The sequence below is a fragment of the Amycolatopsis sp. NPDC000009 genome (assembly GCF_055563465.1).
In genome coordinates this window covers 193214-210954 of sequence record NZ_JBVHDI010000014.1, presented here as the reverse complement: position 1 = coordinate 210954, position 17741 = coordinate 193214, and the positions used below count along the sequence as shown (strand labels likewise).

The 17741-nt window shown below is 68.7% G+C and carries 14 protein-coding genes; 2 read left to right on the top strand and 12 right to left on the bottom strand.

The annotated features are described in order from the left end of the window. Window positions 1–13: 13 nt before the first annotated feature. The 5 genes from ACZ3HL_RS30950 to ileS all read right to left on the bottom strand — a co-directional run bounded on the left by ACZ3HL_RS30950 (window position 14) and on the right by ileS (window position 8125). The gene (locus tag ACZ3HL_RS30950) at window positions 14–706 is read right to left on the bottom strand and encodes a M23 family metallopeptidase (RefSeq protein ID WP_465535022.1); all 693 of its coding nucleotides are present in this window, start codon (window positions 704–706) and stop codon (window positions 14–16) included. Window positions 707–837: 131 nt separating this feature from the next. Further along, the gene (locus ACZ3HL_RS30945; RefSeq protein ID WP_465418698.1) at window positions 838–2316 is read right to left on the bottom strand and encodes a potassium/proton antiporter; all 1479 of its coding nucleotides are present in this window, start codon (window positions 2314–2316) and stop codon (window positions 838–840) included. 112 nt (window positions 2317–2428) lie between these two features. Continuing rightward, complete coding sequence (locus tag ACZ3HL_RS30940; RefSeq protein WP_465535021.1) at window positions 2429–3112, bottom strand: ArsR/SmtB family transcription factor; 684 nt, start codon at window positions 3110–3112, stop codon at window positions 2429–2431. Between the two features lie 43 nt (window positions 3113–3155). After that, window positions 3156–4757: a penicillin-binding transpeptidase domain-containing protein gene (locus ACZ3HL_RS30935; protein WP_465535020.1), complete on the bottom strand. Its 1602-nt coding sequence runs from the start codon at window positions 4755–4757 to the stop codon at window positions 3156–3158. A 206-nt stretch (window positions 4758–4963) separates the two neighbouring features. Beyond that, window positions 4964–8125 carry an isoleucine--tRNA ligase gene (ileS, locus tag ACZ3HL_RS30930; protein ID WP_465535019.1) on the bottom strand — a complete coding sequence of 1054 codons (3162 nt, stop codon included), beginning with the start codon at window positions 8123–8125 and terminating at the stop codon, window positions 4964–4966. Window positions 8126–8455: 330 nt separating this feature from the next. Between ileS and ACZ3HL_RS30925 the strand changes: the two genes are divergently transcribed. Next, window positions 8456–10105, top strand: a complete 1650-nt coding sequence (locus ACZ3HL_RS30925) for a hypothetical protein (RefSeq protein ID WP_465535018.1) — start codon at window positions 8456–8458, stop codon at window positions 10103–10105. Window positions 10106–10314: 209 nt separating this feature from the next. Here the strand turns inward: ACZ3HL_RS30925 and ACZ3HL_RS30920 are convergent, their stop codons facing one another. Next, window positions 10315–11571, bottom strand: a complete 1257-nt coding sequence (locus tag ACZ3HL_RS30920) for an HNH endonuclease signature motif containing protein (protein ID WP_465535017.1) — start codon at window positions 11569–11571, stop codon at window positions 10315–10317. Window positions 11572–11822: 251 nt separating this feature from the next. Between ACZ3HL_RS30920 and ACZ3HL_RS30915 the strand changes: the two genes are divergently transcribed. Then, on the top strand, window positions 11823–13631 hold the full coding sequence (locus tag ACZ3HL_RS30915) for an FUSC family protein (protein WP_465535016.1): 1809 nt from the start codon (window positions 11823–11825) through the stop codon (window positions 13629–13631). Here the strand turns inward: ACZ3HL_RS30915 and ACZ3HL_RS30910 are convergent. From ACZ3HL_RS30910 to pgeF, 6 genes are all read right to left on the bottom strand, one after another. Next, window positions 13628–14194, bottom strand: coding sequence for a hypothetical protein (locus ACZ3HL_RS30910; RefSeq protein WP_465418714.1), 567 nt, complete (start codon window positions 14192–14194; stop codon window positions 13628–13630). The genes ACZ3HL_RS30915 and ACZ3HL_RS30910 overlap by 4 nt on opposite strands. A gap of 81 nt (window positions 14195–14275) precedes the next feature. Further along, window positions 14276–15136 (bottom strand): DivIVA-like cell division protein Wag31, encoded by an 861-nt coding sequence (gene wag31, locus ACZ3HL_RS30905; RefSeq protein ID WP_063270983.1) that lies wholly within the window; start codon window positions 15134–15136, stop codon window positions 14276–14278. A 54-nt stretch (window positions 15137–15190) separates the two neighbouring features. Beyond that, complete coding sequence (locus tag ACZ3HL_RS30900; RefSeq protein WP_005155180.1) at window positions 15191–15466, bottom strand: YggT family protein; 276 nt, start codon at window positions 15464–15466, stop codon at window positions 15191–15193. Window positions 15467–15580: 114 nt separating this feature from the next. Further along, window positions 15581–16195: a cell division protein SepF gene (locus tag ACZ3HL_RS30895; RefSeq protein ID WP_465418717.1), complete on the bottom strand. Its 615-nt coding sequence runs from the start codon at window positions 16193–16195 to the stop codon at window positions 15581–15583. An 82-nt stretch (window positions 16196–16277) separates the two neighbouring features. After that, on the bottom strand, window positions 16278–17009 hold the full coding sequence (locus ACZ3HL_RS30890; RefSeq protein WP_465418719.1) for a YggS family pyridoxal phosphate-dependent enzyme: 732 nt from the start codon (window positions 17007–17009) through the stop codon (window positions 16278–16280). Next, window positions 17006–17713, bottom strand: a complete 708-nt coding sequence (pgeF, locus tag ACZ3HL_RS30885) for a peptidoglycan editing factor PgeF (protein ID WP_465418721.1) — start codon at window positions 17711–17713, stop codon at window positions 17006–17008. The genes ACZ3HL_RS30890 and pgeF overlap by 4 nt, the downstream gene beginning before the upstream one ends. Between the last annotated feature and the right edge of the window lie 28 nt (window positions 17714–17741).

The following is a 17741-nucleotide window of genomic DNA, read 5'->3' as shown; positions in this document are numbered from 1 at the left end:
GGGCAACGGCAGGTCAGACCCGGAAACGGCCGGGCAGCGGGACGGTCGCGCGGGAGGAGACCTCGGTCGCGGTGCCGGAGTACTGATCGGTGCCCGCGGTGAACTGCCAGCCGCCGAAGGTCTTGCCGTCGACGGCTTCGCCGTAGGCCTCGGCGACCTTGGTCGAGACGTCGTCGTAGGACAGGCCGTTCCAGTTGCCCGCGCCGACGCCGAAGTCGCGCGAGTCGCCGCCCTGCGCGGCGGCCGTGGGCAGGGTCCACAGGGTGAAGTGCACGTGGGCGCCGGTGCTGCTGCCACCACAGGGCAGCGCGTTGCCGGTCCGGCCGAGTGCGTCGCCAGGGGCGACCTTCTGGCCGTCGGTGACCGAAATGTTCTCCAGGTGGTAGTACCCGGTCCGCCAGCCGCCGTCGTGGTCGACGGTCACCCAGTCGCCGCCGGAGCAGTGCTGGATCCGCACCGTGCCCGCAAGCGGGGCGCGGACGGTCTTGTCACCCGGGCTGAAGTCGATGGCGTTCTTCACCCCGGACGTGCCGTTGTCCGAGTGGATCCCCGCCGAGTACACCGATTGGCCCGTCTCGAACGGGAGTCCGAACGTGGGGAAAGCACCGGCCGAGGGCGCGGCGGTCGCCGTCGGGGCGGCGAGAACCACTCCGACGAGTGCCACAGTGGCCCCCAGGCCAGCGAACCGCACAGGAAGTTTCGTCACCTTGCGTACTCCTTACCCCGTGACACTCACCCATTCGATGGAGTCGATTGCGGGGAAAGTAATCCAAAAGGAGTACGGATGGGAAGAATTTTCTGAGATCAACCGACGAACAGCTGGTGCCGGTTCGTGACCTACTGGCCGGATTCGCCCTTCCACCTGGCAAGGCGGCCCGCGCGGTCGACCGCCCGCAGGCGTCGTTCGGCCGCGTCACGGGCTTCGGCGGTGGTCACGACGAGTAACTGGTCGCGCTCCTGAAGCCTGGTGTTCTTGTTCGGCGTGAAGCCGGCGCCGTCACGGACGAGAAGACTGATCGTCGCCCCCACCGGCAGCCGCAGTTCGGCCAGGTACACGCCGTGCATCTTCGATCCCGCGTGGATGCGGACCTGCAGGAGTTCCGCGCCCATCTCGTCGAGCGGCGCGGAGTCGACGTCGATCTCGTGCGCCTCGGCGTGCTGGGCGAGCCCGAGCACTCTCGCGAGCGGGGTCAGCGTCGCTCCTTGGAGCAGCGTCAGCACGATGACCAGCACGAACACCGCGTCGACCAGCTTCTGAGCGCCCGGCACCCCGGACGACAGCGGGATGAGCGCGAGCACGATCGGGACCGCTCCGCGCAGCCCGGCCCAGGACAGGAACACCTGTTCTCGCCAGGGGATCTTGAACGGCAGCGCCGACAGCAGCACCGACAGCGGGCGGGCGAGCAGCAGCACGACCGCACCCGCCACCAGGCCCTGGACCAGGCTTTCGAAGATCCTGCTCGGCGAGGCGAACAGGCCGAGCAGCACGAACAGGCCGATCTGCGCGAGCCACCCGAGCCCCTCGGCGAACGACAGCGTGTCCGACCGGTGCGGCAGCTTCGAGTTCCCCAGCACCAGGGCCGCGACGTAGGTGGCGAGCAGGCCCGACGCGTGGGCGAGCTGCCCGCTCGAATACGCCACGACGCAGACCGCGACCGTGGCCAGCGGGTACAGACCGGTGGCGGGAAGCGCCGCCCGGCGCAGCGCGAACGCGCCGCCCCAGCCGAAGGCCAGCCCGATCACCAGCCCGGCGGCGAGTTCGTAGACCACCAGCAGCGGCAGCGACCAGTCGATGGTCGTGCCCTCGGCGAGGACGACGACGGCGATGTAGGCCGGGGCGTCGTTGATGCCCGACTCGATCTCCAGCGCGCCGACGAGCCGCTTGCCGATTCCCGCGGATCTCAGCACCGAGAAGACCGCGGCGGCGTCGGTCGTGGCCAGTACCGCGCCCCACAGCAACGCCATCCGCCAGTCCAGGCCCAGTAACCAGTGCAGGGCGGCACCGGTGACCGCGATGCTCACCACCACGGCCACTGTGGACAGTGCGATTCCGATGCCCAGCGACGGTTTCACGGCCGCCCAGCGGGTGGTGAGGCCACCTTCGGACAGGATCATCACCAGCGCGGCGAGGCCGAGCGACTGGGTGAGCTCGGGGTTGTCGTACTGGATGCCGAACCCGGTTTCGCCGAGCAGGACCCCTATCCCCAGGTACAGCAGCAGCGAAGGGAGGCCGACCCGGATCGACACCCGGACGGCGATCACGGCGACGAGCAGCACGGCGCCACCGGTGCCGAGGATGAGCGGGAGTTGCTCCATGTCGCCTCCCGTTCCGGTCGCCGTGAGGGCTCCAGAATAGTGAGGCGGTGATCGTCACACGTTCGTGTACCGGTCGGAAAGCACCCGGACAACCTGTGTTACAGACTGTCCATTAGGGACTCCGCAGGGCTACCAGGTCGACGCCGAGTTCCGCGAACGGCTTTTCCGCCGCGGGCAGGACCTTCACCGCGCGGTTGCCTTCACAGGACAACCAGCCGGCGCTCACTCCGTGAGACAGTAACGCCGCAGGAACGCGGCCCGCCAAATGATCACGCCGGACCGTCCAATCCAGACAGTCGCGCAGCATCGGGCGGCGGCCGCCGTCGACCTCCACCCCGAGCGCGCCGAGCACCTCGCGCCCGCGACCGGTCAACGTCAGGCCGTCTGCCTCGGCGATCAGCCCGGTGGCGAGCATCCCGTCTCGCAGCGCGACGCCGACCGTCCCGGCGAGGTGGTCGTAGCAGGTCCTGGCGAACTCGAGCCGCTTCACCCGCACCGACGACCGCAGCCCCTTCACCGGCCGATGTTCGGCGTGTTGCGCCAGATGCTCGATCAGCTCCGCCACCCGGGGGTCGGCTATCCGGACGTAACTGTGCCTCCCCTGTTTGACCCGCACGACGAACCCCGCGTCGGCCAGCTTCGTGACGTGCTCGCTCGCCGTCGACGCGGCCACCTCGGCCGCGCCCGCCAGCTCGGTCACCGTCCAGGCGCGCCCGTCGAGCAGCGCGAGGCACATCGACGCGCGGCTCGGATCGGCGAGCACGGCCGCGACCTCGGCCAGGGCGATCGTCTCCATGCGTCCACCGTAGAAGACCCACGGTTCGGCGACCGCCGAACCGTCAGCCTGCCAGGAACTTCGCCGCCAGCTGCACCGCGGGTTTGGAGTCGTTGGAACCTTCGAGCATGACGGCGAAAGCCACGTCCCCGCGATAGCCGACGAACCAGCCGTTGGCGTCCGCACCCGAGCCGAACTGCGCCGTCCCTGTCTTGCCGAAGACGGCTCCGCTGCCCTTCAGCGCCTTCGCGGTCCCGGTCGTGCAGACCTCGCGCATCATCGCGCGGACCTGGTTCAGCACCGCCGCCGGCGGAGCCTGGTATCCGGCGTTGACCTTGGTCTCCAGCCCCTGCCACAGCTTCGGCACCACCGGCTTCCCCGTCGCGACCGTCGCGGCCATGAGCGCCGCGCCCAGCGGGCTGACCTGCACCCTGCCCTGGCCGATCCCGGCCTCGACCTGTTCGTCACCGCTGCTCGACGGCTCCACCTTCCCGGCCTCCGTCGTCAGTCCCGGGATCTCGAAATCGGCGTTGAGGCCGAGCTGGCTCGCGGCCTTCGCGAGGCCGTCCGCGGGCAGTTGCCCGGCGAGCCGCCCGAAGGTCGTGTTGCACGACGCGGCGAACGCCGTTTTCAGCGAGACGGTGCCCAGGTCGAACCCGTTGTCGTTCTTGAGCGTGCGTGTCCCGATCTGCTCACTGCCCGGGCAGGCCACCGGGGAGTCGGCGGAGACCCCGCCCTGCTGCAGCGCCGCGGTCGCCGTGGCGATCTTGAAGGCCGAACCCGGCGAGTACAGGCCGTTGAGCGCGTCCGGCCTGCTCCCGGCGGCGCCGTTCTGCGCGACCGCCAGGAGTTCGCCCGAGGTCTTCATCGCGACGATGATCGCCGGCCCCCCGAATCCGTCGACAGCCTTCTGAGCGGCGTTCTGGGACGCCACGCTCAGGGTCGAAACCAGCGGTTTGCCGGTGTCGGCGGCCTGTCCGAAAAGCGTCTCGACCGGTTTGCCGGAGACGTCGACGCGCGACACGGTGACGGTCGCCCCGGTCCCGCTGTTCTCGCCGGAGGCCACCTTGGACAACGCTCCCTGCAGGATCGGCGCGACACCCGTCGCGTCACCGCCGACCAGTGCCTTGCCGTCGCGGTCGGCCACGACCGGTTTGGCCGAAACGGGGGCGACGGAAAGCCGCTGCCCGGCTTCGAGCTTCGGATGGATCACCGACATCGCCCAGCGGACGACCCATTTCCCGGCGTTGCGCACCAGGTCCAGCTTGCCTTCGTATTTCCAGACGCTGCCGCCGCCGAAAGTCCACGCGGCGTGGAAGGTGGCCGACGTCGAAGGCGCGTCACCCGGCGTCGTCGGGACCTCGCCGAGGGACGTCTTGACCGAGGCCCCGTCGAGGGCGTTTCGCGTCCCGGTGAGTGCGCTCGTGGCCGCCGCCGGATCGTCGACCGGGGCGGTGGTGAGGTCTCCCATGTCGAACAACCGCAGAAACCGGCCGGCGACCTGGGCGGGGCTGTCCTGCGCGTTCGCGGTGGACTCCCCCGGCCCGCCCCCGGAGGCCGCGGGCGCCCGGTCCTCCTTGACCAGCAGCACCACCGCGGCCACCACGATGGCGACGACGGTCAGTGCGGCACCGATCAGGATGCCTCTTTTCCGGGCAGGACTCATGGATTCGCTCTCCCCCATACGGCGCGCCCCTCGCGCGCCCCGGGCGCCAGCCTGCCGATTTCCCCCGCGCAAGGCGCGTTTCGGACGGGAAAGCGGCTATACCGAATCCGTTTCGTGATCCCGGTGATCGGGACCTCACGACTGCGATGAATGGCCCCTTGATCGCGAATTTCGCGATCAAGGGGCCATTCATGTCACTTGCGGAGTCAGGCCTTGGTGACCGCCACAGTCACCTTGGTGCCCTCACCGACCGTTCCGGCCGAGCCGTCGGCGACGTTGCCGTAGGCCACCGAAGTCGCCAACGTCTCCGAAGCGATGAACTCCTCGTGCGTCTTCGCGGCCGTGACCACGTCTTCCGGCGCGTCGACCGTCAGCGCGATGCGGTCGGCGACGTCGAGCCCGGCGTCGCGGCGGGCCTGCTGCACGACCCGGACCAGGTCACGGGCGAGGCCCTCGGCCGCCAGCTCGTCGGTCACCTCGGTGTCGAGCAGCACCAGCCCTGCGCCGCCGGGCAGTTCCGCCGCCGCGCCGCCGCCCTTGGCGACCAGACGCCGGTCGTACTCGCCTTCGACGAGCTCGATCCCGGCCGCCACGACGGCACCGCTCTCCGACGTCGTCCACTCACCGGCCTTGACGGCCTTGATCACCGTCTGGACGTCCTTGCCCAGCCGCGGCCCGGCCGCACGGGCGTTCACCGCGACCTCGAAACCGCCGTGCGCGGCGACGTCCGTGGTCAGCTCGACGGATTTGACGTTGACCTCGTCGCGCAGGATGTCGGTGAAGTCGCGCAGCGAGTCCGCCTCGTGCGCGGCGACGACCAGCTTGGCCAGCGGCAGCCGCACCCGCAGCTTGTTCGACTTCCGCAGCGAGAGCGCCGAGGACGCCACCTGGCGCACCCGGTCCATCGCCGTCACCAGCGCCGCGTCGGCGGGCAGGTCGAGCGCGTTCGGCCAGTCGGTCAGGTGCACCGAACGGCCGCCGGTCAGCCCACGCCAGACCACCTCGGTGGTCAGCGGCAGCAGCGGCGCCACCACCCGCGACGTCACCTCCAGCACGGTGTGCAGGGTGTCGATCGCGTCCTGCTCGCCCGCCCAGAACCGGTCGCGCGACCGGCGCACGTACCAGTTCGTCAGCACCTCGAGGAAGTCACGGACGGTCGCGCACGCGCCGGCGACGTCGTAGGTGTCGAGCGCGTGCTCGACGTCGGTCACCAGTTCGTGCGTCTTCGCCAGCACGTACCGGTCGAGGATGTGCTTCGAATCCGTGCGCCACTGGCCTTCCACGCCCTCGGCGTTCGCGTAGAGCGCGAGGAAGTAGTACGAGTTCCACAGCGGCAGCACGGCCTGGCGGACGGCGTCGCGGATGCCCTTGTCGGTGACGACCAGGTTCCCGCCGCGCAGGATCGGGCTCGCCATCAGGTACCAGCGCATCGCGTCGGAGCCGTCGCGGTCGAAGACCTCGTTGACGTCCGGGTAGTTGCGCAGCGACTTGGACATCTTCTGGCCGTCCGAGCCGAGCACGATCCCGTGCGAGATGCAGGTGCGGAACGCCGGCCGGTCGAACAGCGCCGTCGCCAGCACGTGCAGCACGTAGAACCACCCGCGGGTCTGCCCGATGTACTCGACGATGAAGTCGCCCGGGTAGTGGTGCTCGAACCACTCGGTGTTCTCGAACGGATAGTGCACCTGCGCGTAGGGCATCGAACCCGAGTCGAACCAGACGTCCAGGACGTCCTCGATCCGGCGCATGGTGGACTTCCCGGTCGGGTCGTCCGGGTTGGGCCGGGTCAGCTCGTCGATGAACGGCCGGTGCAGGTTCTCCAGTCGCACGCCGAAGTCACGCTCGATCTCGTCGAGCGAGCCGTAGACGTCCGTGCGCGGGTACGCCGGGTCGTCGGACTGCCACACCGGGATCGGCGTGCCGAAGTACCGGTTGCGGGAGACCGACCAGTCGCGGGCGTTCTCCAGCCACTTGCCGAACTGGCCGTCCTTGACGTTCTCCGGGTACCAGGTGATCTGCTGGTTCAGCTCGACCATCCGGTCCTTGAACTCGGTCACCGCGACGAACCACGACGAGACGGCGCGGTAGATCAGCGGGTTGCGGCAGCGCCAGCAGTGCGGGTACGGGTGCTCGTAGGTCTCGTGGCGCAGCAGTACCGCGCCCTGACGGCCCGCGGAACCGGTGCCGTTCTTGAGGTCCTTGATGATGTTCGGGTTGGCGTCGAAGACCTGCTGGCCCTCGTAGTCCGAGACGGTCGCGTCGAACTTGCCCTGCGCGTCCACCGGGGTGACCGGGACGATGCCGGCCGCGTCGGTGACGACCTTGTCCTCTTCACCGTAGGCGGGCGCGATGTGGACGACACCGGTGCCGTCCTCGGTGGTGACGTAGTCCGCGGACAGCACGCGGTGCGCGTTCTCGTGTCCGGCGAAGTACGGGAACGGTGGGGCGTAACGGGTTCCGAGCAGCTCGGTACCGGTGTAGTGCCCGACGACCGTCGGTTCCTCACCGAGCTCACGGGCGTACGCGGCGACGCGTGCTTCGGCGAGCAGGAACCGCTTGCCGTCGCTTTCCACCACGACGTAACGCACGTCCGGGTGCACCGCGGTCGCGAGGTTGGACGGCAGCGTCCACGGGGTCGTGGTCCAGATCAGCAGGTAGGTGCCGTCGAGCTCGTTGTCGTTGCCCTCCAAGCGGAAACCGACCGTGACGGCCGGGTCCTGACGGCTGGCGTAGACGTCGTCGTCCATGCGCAGCTCGTGGTTGGACAGCGGGGTCTCGTCGCGCCAGCAGTAGGGCAGGACGCGGTAGCCCTCGTAGACCAGGCCCTTGTCCCACAGCTGCTTGAACGCCCAGATGACCGACTCCATGTAGGACGGGTCGAGCGTCTTGTAGTCGTTGTCGAAGTCGACCCAGCGGGCCTGGCGGGTGACGTAGTCCTGCCATTCACCGGTGTAGCGCAGCACGGACTCGCGGCACGCCTCGTTGAAGACGTCGATGCCCATCGCGTCGATCTCGGACTTCTCGGTGATCCCGAGCTGACGCATGGCCTCGAGCTCGGCGGGCAGACCGTGGGTGTCCCAGCCGAAGCGGCGCTCGACGCGCTTGCCCTTCATCGTCTGGTAACGCGGCACCAGGTCCTTCACGTACCCGGTGAGCAGGTGACCGTAGTGCGGGAGACCGTTGGCGAACGGCGGGCCGTCGTAGAAGACGTACTCGTTCGACCCGTTGACGCCGGGGTCACGGGCGTCGATCGAAGCCTGGAAGGTCCGATCGGATTCCCAGTACGCGAGGACGCGCTTTTCCGACTCGGGGAACGAAGGCTGAGACGGGACGCCGGTCTCGCCGTCCACCTGTGCCTTGGGATACATCTTCGGTGCTCCTCGCGGTTCGTCTCGTACGGGCTCGCGCCCACACGGGGACGAGACGGCCGTTTCCGGCGCGTTCCGCGGTACCACCCCGCTTGCCCGGCCGGTGGTGTTCCGGCTGGGCCGCTCATTCGACGGCTGTGACGGGCCGTACCCGTCCGGTTCTACTGAGGGCGTGTGCCCTGTTCTTCCGGAGGCTCCCCGGTGATGGCCGGATCGGTGCCAGTTCAGTCAAGGGTAGCGCGCGGGGGCAACCGGGTTGTCCGGGGTGGGTGGAAACCCGGAGGCGGCGGGCGGGCACCGGGATTAGGCTCCCGTCCGAGGGGGAGGGTGATGGACACCGAAGAACAGCTGTGGCGCCAGATCCGCGTCACCGACCGGATGTGGGAGGGCCCGGGGCAGATCGCCGCGCTCGAGAAGGTGACGCGGCGCGTGGACGCGCTGGGGCTGAGCGCCCATCGGAACGAGGCGCGCGTCCGGCTCGCCACCGCGTACCTGCTCGGCGGCGAGCCCGCGAAGGCGTTCGAGCCCCTCTCCCTGTGTCTGGATTCCGGCGATCCCGAGCTCAGGCCGGTGTTCGACTACCTGGTCGAGGCGTTCGCCGAAGACCCGCGCGTTCCGCTCGCGGACACCCTCGCCGCGCTCGACGACGGTGAACGGCTCTTCGGCCCGATGCCCGACAACCGCCTGATCATCGCGTCGCATCTCGGCACCGAGGCGGACGTCCGGTACGAGGCCCCCGCGGAAAGCTCGCGGTGCGGCCAGTGCGACACCGGCTTGAGGATCGACCACCTGCTCCGGATCGGCCGCATCGACGACGCCGTCGAACTCTTCTCCGACGACGACCACTGCTCCCGGCAGCCGCATGCGATGCTCGCGGCACTGATGCTCCCGTTCGCCCGGGCCGGACGGCTCGACGACGCGGTGGAAGCGTTCCGGAGATCCTATTCGGCCTTCTGGACCGAGTCCGCGGAGCTCGGCTCGCTGGCCCGGCACGTCGAGTTCTGCGCATACACGGGAAATCACGCTTCGGCCCGGAAATTGGTCGACCGGCACGGCGGGTGGCGATCGACGCCCTCCGGGACGATGGCGTTCCACGCCGCGGCGGCCTTGGTGACAGAATCCCACGCGTCCCTGGCGCTGGAGATCGCCGCCCGGTTCGACGCCCGCAACGGGAACTCCGTGCAGAGCGAGCGGATCCGGGCGTTGCTCGCCGCGGCTCCGGCGCCGGTCTCAGTGGACCTGGGTTCCGCGTTGCTCCCCGGCACCAGGCAGGTCGGGTCGCGGCTCGTGATCTATCCGACGACCGTGGAGGAACTGGCTTCCCAGGCCGAACGCGGCGAAGACGATCCGGAGCTCGCGGCCATCATGTGGGAACGGTTCGACGAGCTCCTGCCGAATCCCGAAGGTGAACTGCTCGCGCGCCGTCTCGCCGGTTCCGGTGTACTTGCCGGAGCCGGCGACCGATCCGGCTCGCCGACCGATCCCGCGGCGCGTGCGTTTCGCCGCGCCGCGCTGTCCCTCGAAGAGGATCCCTTGCGAGCCCTGACGTTCGCGCGCGAGGCCATCGACCTCTTCCTGCCGAAGTTCGACTACGTGAACGCCGCTCGCGCCCGGCTGATGGCGGTGTGGATCCTGGCGTTCACAGGCGAGCCGAAGGCCGCCCTCGACCTGATCGGCGAGTGCGACATCACCGGCGGCAACCCCGAGGTGCAAGCCGAGGTGCTGTACACCCACGGAAAGCTCTCGCAGGCGTTCGGCGATCTCGACGAGGCGGTGTTCCGGCTCCTCATGGCCGCCGAAAGCTTCGAGTCCGCCGAGAACCCCGACGCGCTCGGCTGGACCCGCGCCGATCTCGCGGAGCTCTTCCTGACGATGAACCGTTTCGAAGACGCCGCCGACGCCGCCGAAGAGGCCGTCCGGCTGACTCCCACAGCGCGGGCCCTGGCATTGCGGGATCGGGCCTATCTTTTGCGCGCCTAGGGTTCTTCATCGGAGGTGGAGGATGATTTTGGCGCGGTGACAGGCGGCTCGTTCGGCGTAGTGGTCGCCAGGCCTCGGAATTGTTCGAGCCTGTTGAAGCATCGTTCGACGACGTTGCGGAGTTTGCAGAGGGCGGCAGGTTCCATACCGTTGCGGCACATCACACCTCAGCGCAGCCGTGTAGGTCGTTATACGGTCGGCAGGTCGGCCTATGTCCTGAGGTGCATGGTGTTCCGCCTCGGTGCCCCGGTGGGGTCGAGATAGGCGGGCGGGGTGAATTCCGGAAGTCCGTCTTGGGCGATCTGGACTTTCCATTCGCTGTGGTGGATCAACCGGTGGTGTTTGGTGCAGAGCAGCACGAGGTTGTCGATTTTGGTTTCGCCGTGGTGGCGCCAGAAAACAATGTGATGGGCGGTGCAGCGGGGCACGGGCATGTCACAGCCGGGGAAGGCGCATCCGCCGTCACGAAGGGTGAGTGCGTATTTCTGGGCTAGGGACACGGTGCGTTTCGATCGGCCGATGTCGAGGGGTTCTCCGGCGGTGCCGAGGACGCCGGGGCGGACTCGTGCGTCGCAGGCGAGGATGCGGGCGTCGGTGGCGCTGATCGGCCCGACCAGATCCAGGTGGGCTTCACCGATATCGCGGATCAGGTCGTCGTAGGACATGGTGACCAAAATGTGGGTGGCCTCGCCGGCTTGGCCGGGAAGGTTGCGGCTGGTGGTCTTCAACCGCACATAGTCGGTGAAGGCATCCCCGTAGCGCTCATCCTGGCTGCGGGAGTCCCGCACCCCGTCGATCGCCTTGTGCGGTTTCGCCATCGGATCCAGATCAGACTTCAACCGCGCATAGGTTTCCAAATCGAGGCGCGCTTTCAGGCCGAGGGTGCCGTCGCGGTGCTTGACGAACCGCAACTCCGGGCGGGTGTCTTTCGGGTCCTCGTTCCGCGGCTCTTTCCCGTCGGGGTCGAGTTCGTCCAGCAGGCGGCGCCCGGCGCGCATGATCTGGCGGGGTCCGGCGTGGCGAGCCAGTGCGACCAGGATCTTCTCCCCGGCCCGCACCTCCTCCTCCGGCACGCTGGACGGGATCCGCGCGAGCGTCTTGATGATCGCGTCGATCTGCGACCCGCCGATCGCGCCCTCCGCGGCGGCTTCAGCCGTCAACGGCGCCAACGGTGGCTCGGGATCCCCACCGATAGCCGGGCCGGGATGCAGCGCCAGCACCCGGTCGGCACGAACGCCGGCTTCCTTGTCCGACACCAGGAAGTCCTCGACAATCAGCCCCGCCAACGTCGAATGACCCGAACACCCGCGCACCCCGCGACGATTGATTTCCGCGAGGATCGCATTCTGCTCCGCATCCGCTTGGCGCTTCAGGACTTCCAGTTCCTGTTTGCGGGCATGCAACGTCGCGGTGTCGGCGCGCCACCACTCGGTGGACGTCCCCTGAGGTGCATCGTTGCTGGCCACGACACCGACATTACTCCGAATCGAACACCTGCGCTAGCTCGAACGGCCCAACGGGGAAAATTGCCGAAAAACGGCAACGGCGAAGCAACCTTAAAGCGGCGAAGCACTTTAAAGCTGCGAAGAAGCCATAAGCGCTTAGATAGCTTTAGAGCGCGAATTCCGCGCGCGGCCACCACCCCACCACCCAGGCCCCGAGTTGCCGCCCCCGCCACCGCCTCTAGGTTGACGGGTATGCCGATCTGCGGGGCCCGATGAAAGGGCCCGGACTCCTCCTCGTCCTGCTGGTCGTCCTCGGCGGCGTCAGTGGGCTCGGATTCCTCCTGGGACTGGGCAACGCGGCCGTCCTGGCGGCCCTCACCGCGCTCTTCTGTCTCATGGCGGCGGCCGGCGGGCCGCTTTGGGCGGATCTGCGGTTGCTGGCGTGGTTCGCGCCCGCGCTGATCCTCGCGGTCGGAGTGCCGCGGTTGCTGGGCGAGGTGTCGCAGTGGGCGGCGATCGGGCTGCTGGTGGCGATCGTGGTCGTCGCCGGGCTGATGCCCGTGCTCGGGGCCCGGTTCGTCACGGTCGGGCTGGGGCTCGGGATGGCGTCGCTGTTCGGGTACGGCTTCCAGCTGACGGGGACGGCGTCGGCGGGGCAGATCCTGGGCGCGCCCGCGCTCGCGGTGGGCGTCGTGATCCTGTTGCGGGCGTTGATGGGCGCGAAGGATCCGGCCAAGCCGACCCGTGACGCGCTGGCCGACGCGCTCGCGACCGGCGCGTCCGAAACGCAGGAACGCGCGGCGAGGCTTTGGCTCGCGGACCGGCCTCGTCGCTGGACCGGCCGGGTCCTCGGTGGCATGTTCCGCTACCGCGCGGCCATCGGGTTACTGGAGATCCGCGGGAAACGGCTCGGCAGCGAAGAAATCGGCGAAACGCTCGACGCCGCCAGAGAGGAAGCCGCCAGGCTCGCCGACGCCGTCCGGAGCCCGGCGGCACCGGGAGAAGTCGAACCGGTGCGACGCAAGGAACCCGCCGGATTACCGGGCGCCACGGCGAGGCTCGTCACCGCGCTCTGGGAGGCGCTCGAAACCATCCGGGCCGCGGCGGCCGGACGCGACGAGTCGCGTGTGGACGTTCCGAAAGGACTCCGCAAAGAACTGCGCCGGATCGAGTTGAGTGGCGCGTTCTCGTGGCGGTCGGCGCAGTTCCGGCACGCGCTCCGCTGCGGGCTCGGGGTCGGGCTGGCGCTGGTGGTCGCGAGTTTCCGGCCAGGCGACCCGCTCACCGTGTCGTTCCTGCTCGGCACTTTCGCCATCATGCAACCGGAATGGCGGGACAGCCTCGGCAAGGCCTGGCAGCGGATCGGTGGCTCGCTCGGCGGCGCCGTCGTGCTCACTCTCGTTCTTTGGCTTCTGCCACAAGGGTTTCTGCTGCCGATCGGGCTCGTCGCGCTACTCGGCGGATTCTCGGACATGCGGACGCGTCCGGCGATCTTCAACGGCTGCATGGTCCTGATGTCGGTCGGCATGAACGCGACCACCAGACATCTCGACCCGCGTTACGTACTCGTCGAGTACCTGCTCCTGATGGTCCTCGCCGCCGCCATCGCCCTGCTGTTCGGTTTCGCCGCGATCCCCGGCGTGCCGAAACCCGGTCCGGCGCAACGGTTCGAGAGCGCCGTCGCCGCCACTCGCGCACTACTCGGCTCGGTCGCGCGGAAACTGCGCGGCGAGGACGTCGACCCGCGGACGCTCGGCCGCGAGTTCCGCGCGGCCACGGTCGCGCACCAGGGTCTGCTCGCCGCGGAACCGGGCACCAAGGAACCCGCCCCCGGCCAGCGGGAGGCGATGGAGAACGCGGCCGAAGCCTTGCGGGGTCTGTCCGTCACGGCGTCGTCGCTATTGCTGCGGCCGGGTTCGGCCGGAGTCGCGGACGCCGTCGGCGAGGCGGCCCGCACCCTCGGGACCGATGAGACAGCGGAGATCCCGGTGCCGCGCGACGCGGACGAGGAACAACGCTTGGTGCTCGACATGATCGCCGCCGACGTCGTGGTGGTCGGCGAAGCGGCCCAGAAGCTCTAAGCCTTCTCGCGGTGCTGTCCGGCGACCACGGCGTCGGGCGTGCACAGCGCGCACGGCGTGAACCCGAGCTGCCGCGCCTCACCGATGCCGAGCGGGATCGTGTCCCGGGTTTCGAGCCACGTGCAAGAGGTCACGTGATAGCGCGGGTACTCGTCGACGACGACTACTTCGACCTCGAGTTCGGAGACGACCGCCACGTCCTCGGGATCGCTCTTCTCCTCGCCGGGGTCGCCTTCAGCTCGAGGCTCTGGCGTGTCCTCCGCGTCGCCCAGTTCACCGGCCGCGGGCATCAGGACGGTCTGCTCGGCGTCCTCGGGTTTCTTTTCCGCACCCTCAGCGGGTTCGTCCTCTTCGGACTCGTCGGACGAGGACGTGTCTTCGGGCGCTTCTTCAGCAGGGGCCGCACGCTTCTTCCGGCGGCGCAGCAGGTCGAAAAGGAGCAGCAACCCCGCGACGACGGAGACACCGATGGAAATCCAAGCCCACAGGGAGTTCGCGGTGATGAGCGCCGCGACGAGCAGCCCCAGAGCCGCCAGTACCAGTACCAGGACGATGTAGAGCACGGTGAATTACAACACGAGGGCCAAGCGAAACGGCCCCGACCCTCCGGAGAGTGCCGAGGCCGTTCCACTGGGTAGAAAGAATCAGCCCGCTTCGGCCCGGGGACCGAACGAGTAGCCCTGTCCGCCACCGGAGGACGAAGACTGCCCCGAGCTCGACGAGGACGCCGACGCGGGAGCGGCCGAACCACGGTCGTCGAGCTCACGCAGCTGGGACTCGAGGAACCCGCGCAGCCTCGTGCGGTACTCCCGCTCGATCGTGCGCAGCTCTTCGATCTTCTTGCCCAGCGAGCCCTTCTCCGCGTTCATGTTGTTCATGGTCTCGGTGTACTTGCGCTGAGCCTCGCGCTCCATGGTCGTCGCCTTGTCGCGCGCCTGGCGCTCCAGGGTCTCGGCACGGGTTCGCGCGTCGTTCAGCATCGTCTCGGCGCGCGTGCGCGCCTCGTTCACCATCGAGTCCGACTTGGACCGCGCGTCCGACAGCAGCTGCTCGGACTTGGTCCGGGCTTCGGCGAGCATGCCGTCCGACTCGGTCTTGGCCTCGGCGGTGAGCCGGTCGGCCATTTCCTGCGCCAGCCCGAGCACCTTCGCGGCCTGGACGTTGGGCTCCCCGTTGTCCGGCACCATCGAGTGGGCCTGGGTCTGCTCCATCGCCGACTGCGGCGGCGGCACCGGCGCCAGGCGGCGCGACGGCTCGTCGCGTACCTGCGGCGGCGGGCCGACGGCGCCGGCCTTGGCGTTCTCGAGCTCACCACGGGTGGTCTCGAGCTCGTTGTCGAGCTGCTCGACCTGCTGCCGCAGCTCGTTGTTGTCCTCGATCAACCGGGCAAGCTCGGTCTCCACCAGGTCGAGGAACGCGTCCACCTCGTCCTCGTTGTAGCCCCTTTTGCCAATGGGCGGCTTGCTGAACGCGACGTTATGCACGTCAGCGGGGGTCAACGACATCAGATCACCTCACGCACTCCATGGCCTGCAGGTCCACCGGGGCTTCCCCGAAAATCACCCTGGCGTTGCCAGCTGCATCGCGAAGAACACAACCAACAGCAGCACCATAATCGATAAGTCCAGTCCGACGCCGCCGATTCGTACGGTCGGGATGATTCGTCTGAACAGACGAACCGGTGGGTCGGTCACTGTGTAGATGGTCTCGAGCGTTACCGCAACCCCTCCGGCAGGACGCCACTCGCGAGCGAAAGCACGCACGAGTTCGACGACGATCCGTGCCGTCAGCAGGAGCCAGAAGGCGAACAGCACGTACCAGACGACCAGCAACACAGCATTCACGTAACCACTCTGCCATGCCTCGCGTCAAAAGACGCAGTTGACGGGCCGCGGATGGCGATGAGTCGACAAAATCACATCCGGCTGCGCTCAGCGGTCACCGGGTGATCAGCCGCGCAGGAACAATCCGCCTTCGGCGATCCGCCGGCGGTCCTCCGCGGTGACATCCACATCGGGCGGTGAGAGAAGGAACACCTTGTTGGTGACCTTGTCCATCGATCCGCGCAACGCGAAAGCGAGCCCCGCGGCGAAGTCGACGAGACGCTTCGCGTCCGCGTTCTCCATCTCCGTGAGGTTCATGATCACCGGGATACCCTCCCGGTAGTGCTCCCCGATCGCCCGCGCTTCCGCGTAGCTCGTCGGGTGCAGCGTCGTGATCCGGCTCAACGGGTCACGCACCGGCGGACGCACCGGCTCGGTGACCGGCCGCAGCCGCGCGACCGGCTCCGGCTGGCGGTCCATGGCCAGCGCTCCGTGGACGGCAGGCTCCGGGCTGGCCACGGAGCGTGACCGAGGCCGGGGCGCAGGCTCGTCATACGTGTCATCGACGTCCCGGTAGCGTCCACCCCGCGACCGGGCCGGTGGCTCGTCGTCGTAGTCGTACTCGTCGTCGGCATAGTCCTTGGAGGCGTAGCCTCGCCGGTAGTCGTCCTCGACGTCGTAGCCGTCTTCGTCCGCGGGCACCATCCCGAAGTAGGCCTTCAGCTTCTGCAGCGCGCTCATGCCTCTCCCTAGCCTTAGCCGCGTCCCGCACCGTACTCCCCCGCCCTCGCCGCCACTCCCCGTAACGACGAGACGGTATTCCCTAGGGCGAGGCTAAACCGCGCCCACCGAGCAACGCGGTTCCGACACGCACACAGGTCGAGCCGTGCGTGATCGCCTGCTCGAGATCATTGCTCATTCCGGCGGAGATCTCACGGGCATTTGGGTGTTCTTCCCGTAGACGCTCCGACGCACGAGCGAGTTTCCCGAACGCCTCCGCGGGATCAATACCCAGCGGCGCCACCGCCATAAGCCCTCGGAGGCGAATATCACCCACATGGGCTATCCGCTCCGCCAAATGGCTCACTTCGCTCAACCGAATGCCCCCGCGCTTCGGATCGTCATCGAGACTTACTTGAATGAGGACGTCCAACGGGTGCTCGCGTTGCCCGGAATCGAGCGCCGACTTGGTCGCCTTCGCGAGCGCTTCGGCGAGGCGCTCGGAGTCGACGGACTGGACCTCGTCCGCCCAGCGCACGACGGATTTGGCCTTGTTCCGCTGGAGACTGCCGACCATATGCCAGCGGATCCGGGCGTCCGGGCGCAGACCGGCGACCTCTTCGGCCTTCGCGCCCGCCTCCTGATCGCGGTTCTCGGCGAGGTCGAGTGCGCCGAGGTCGGCGAGCAGCGCGGCGTCGAGCGCCGGGAAGGTCTTGGTGACCGCGAGCAGTTTGACCTCGTCGCGAGCCCGGCCGGCGGCCTCGCACGCGGCGGCCATCCGCTTTTCCACTTCGGCGAGGGAGGCGGCGAGTTCCCCCTTGCGGGTGTCACTCACGACGCGTCCAGCCACGTGATGCCCGCGATCCGGCCCGTGGTGCCGTCGCGACGGAAGCTGAAGAGGGTCTTGTCTTCGTTGGTACAGCGCGGATCGACGCCGATCTTGCCGACGCCGAGGTCGGCCAGCTGCCGCCAGAGCCCGGCGCGCAGGTCGAGCCCCGGCGTGCCCTTGCGGGTTTTGCAGGCACTGCCCGGCACATGCTTTTCGACGTCGGCGGCCATGTCGGCGGGCACTTCGTAGCAGTCGCCGCAGATCGCGGGACCGAGCAGCGCTTCGGTGCGGGCGGGTTCGGCGCCGAGCGAACGCATCGCCTCGACCGCGGCGGGGACGACACCGACCCTGGCGCCGACGCGGCCAGCGTGGACGGCGGCGACGACACCGGCTTCGGCGTCGGCCAGCAGAAGCGGTACGCAGTCGGCGACGAGCACCACGAGCGCGAGGCCAGGCTCGGCGGTCACGAGCGCGTCGGTCGCTTCGGCGGCGGAGGTCTCCGAACCGTCGACGACGGTGGCCGTCCGGCCGTGGACCTGCTCCATCCACGCCAGCCTGTCCTCGGTGAGACCGAGTTCGGTGGCGAGACGCTTGCGGTTGGCGTAGACGTCGCCCGCGTCGTCACCGACGTGATCACCGAGGTTGAAGGTGTCGTAAGGCGGCCGGGAAGCCCCGCCCGCCCTTGTCGTGACAACCCGCCGTACGCGCACGCGTTTCCTCCTAGACCTGAGTGAAGGC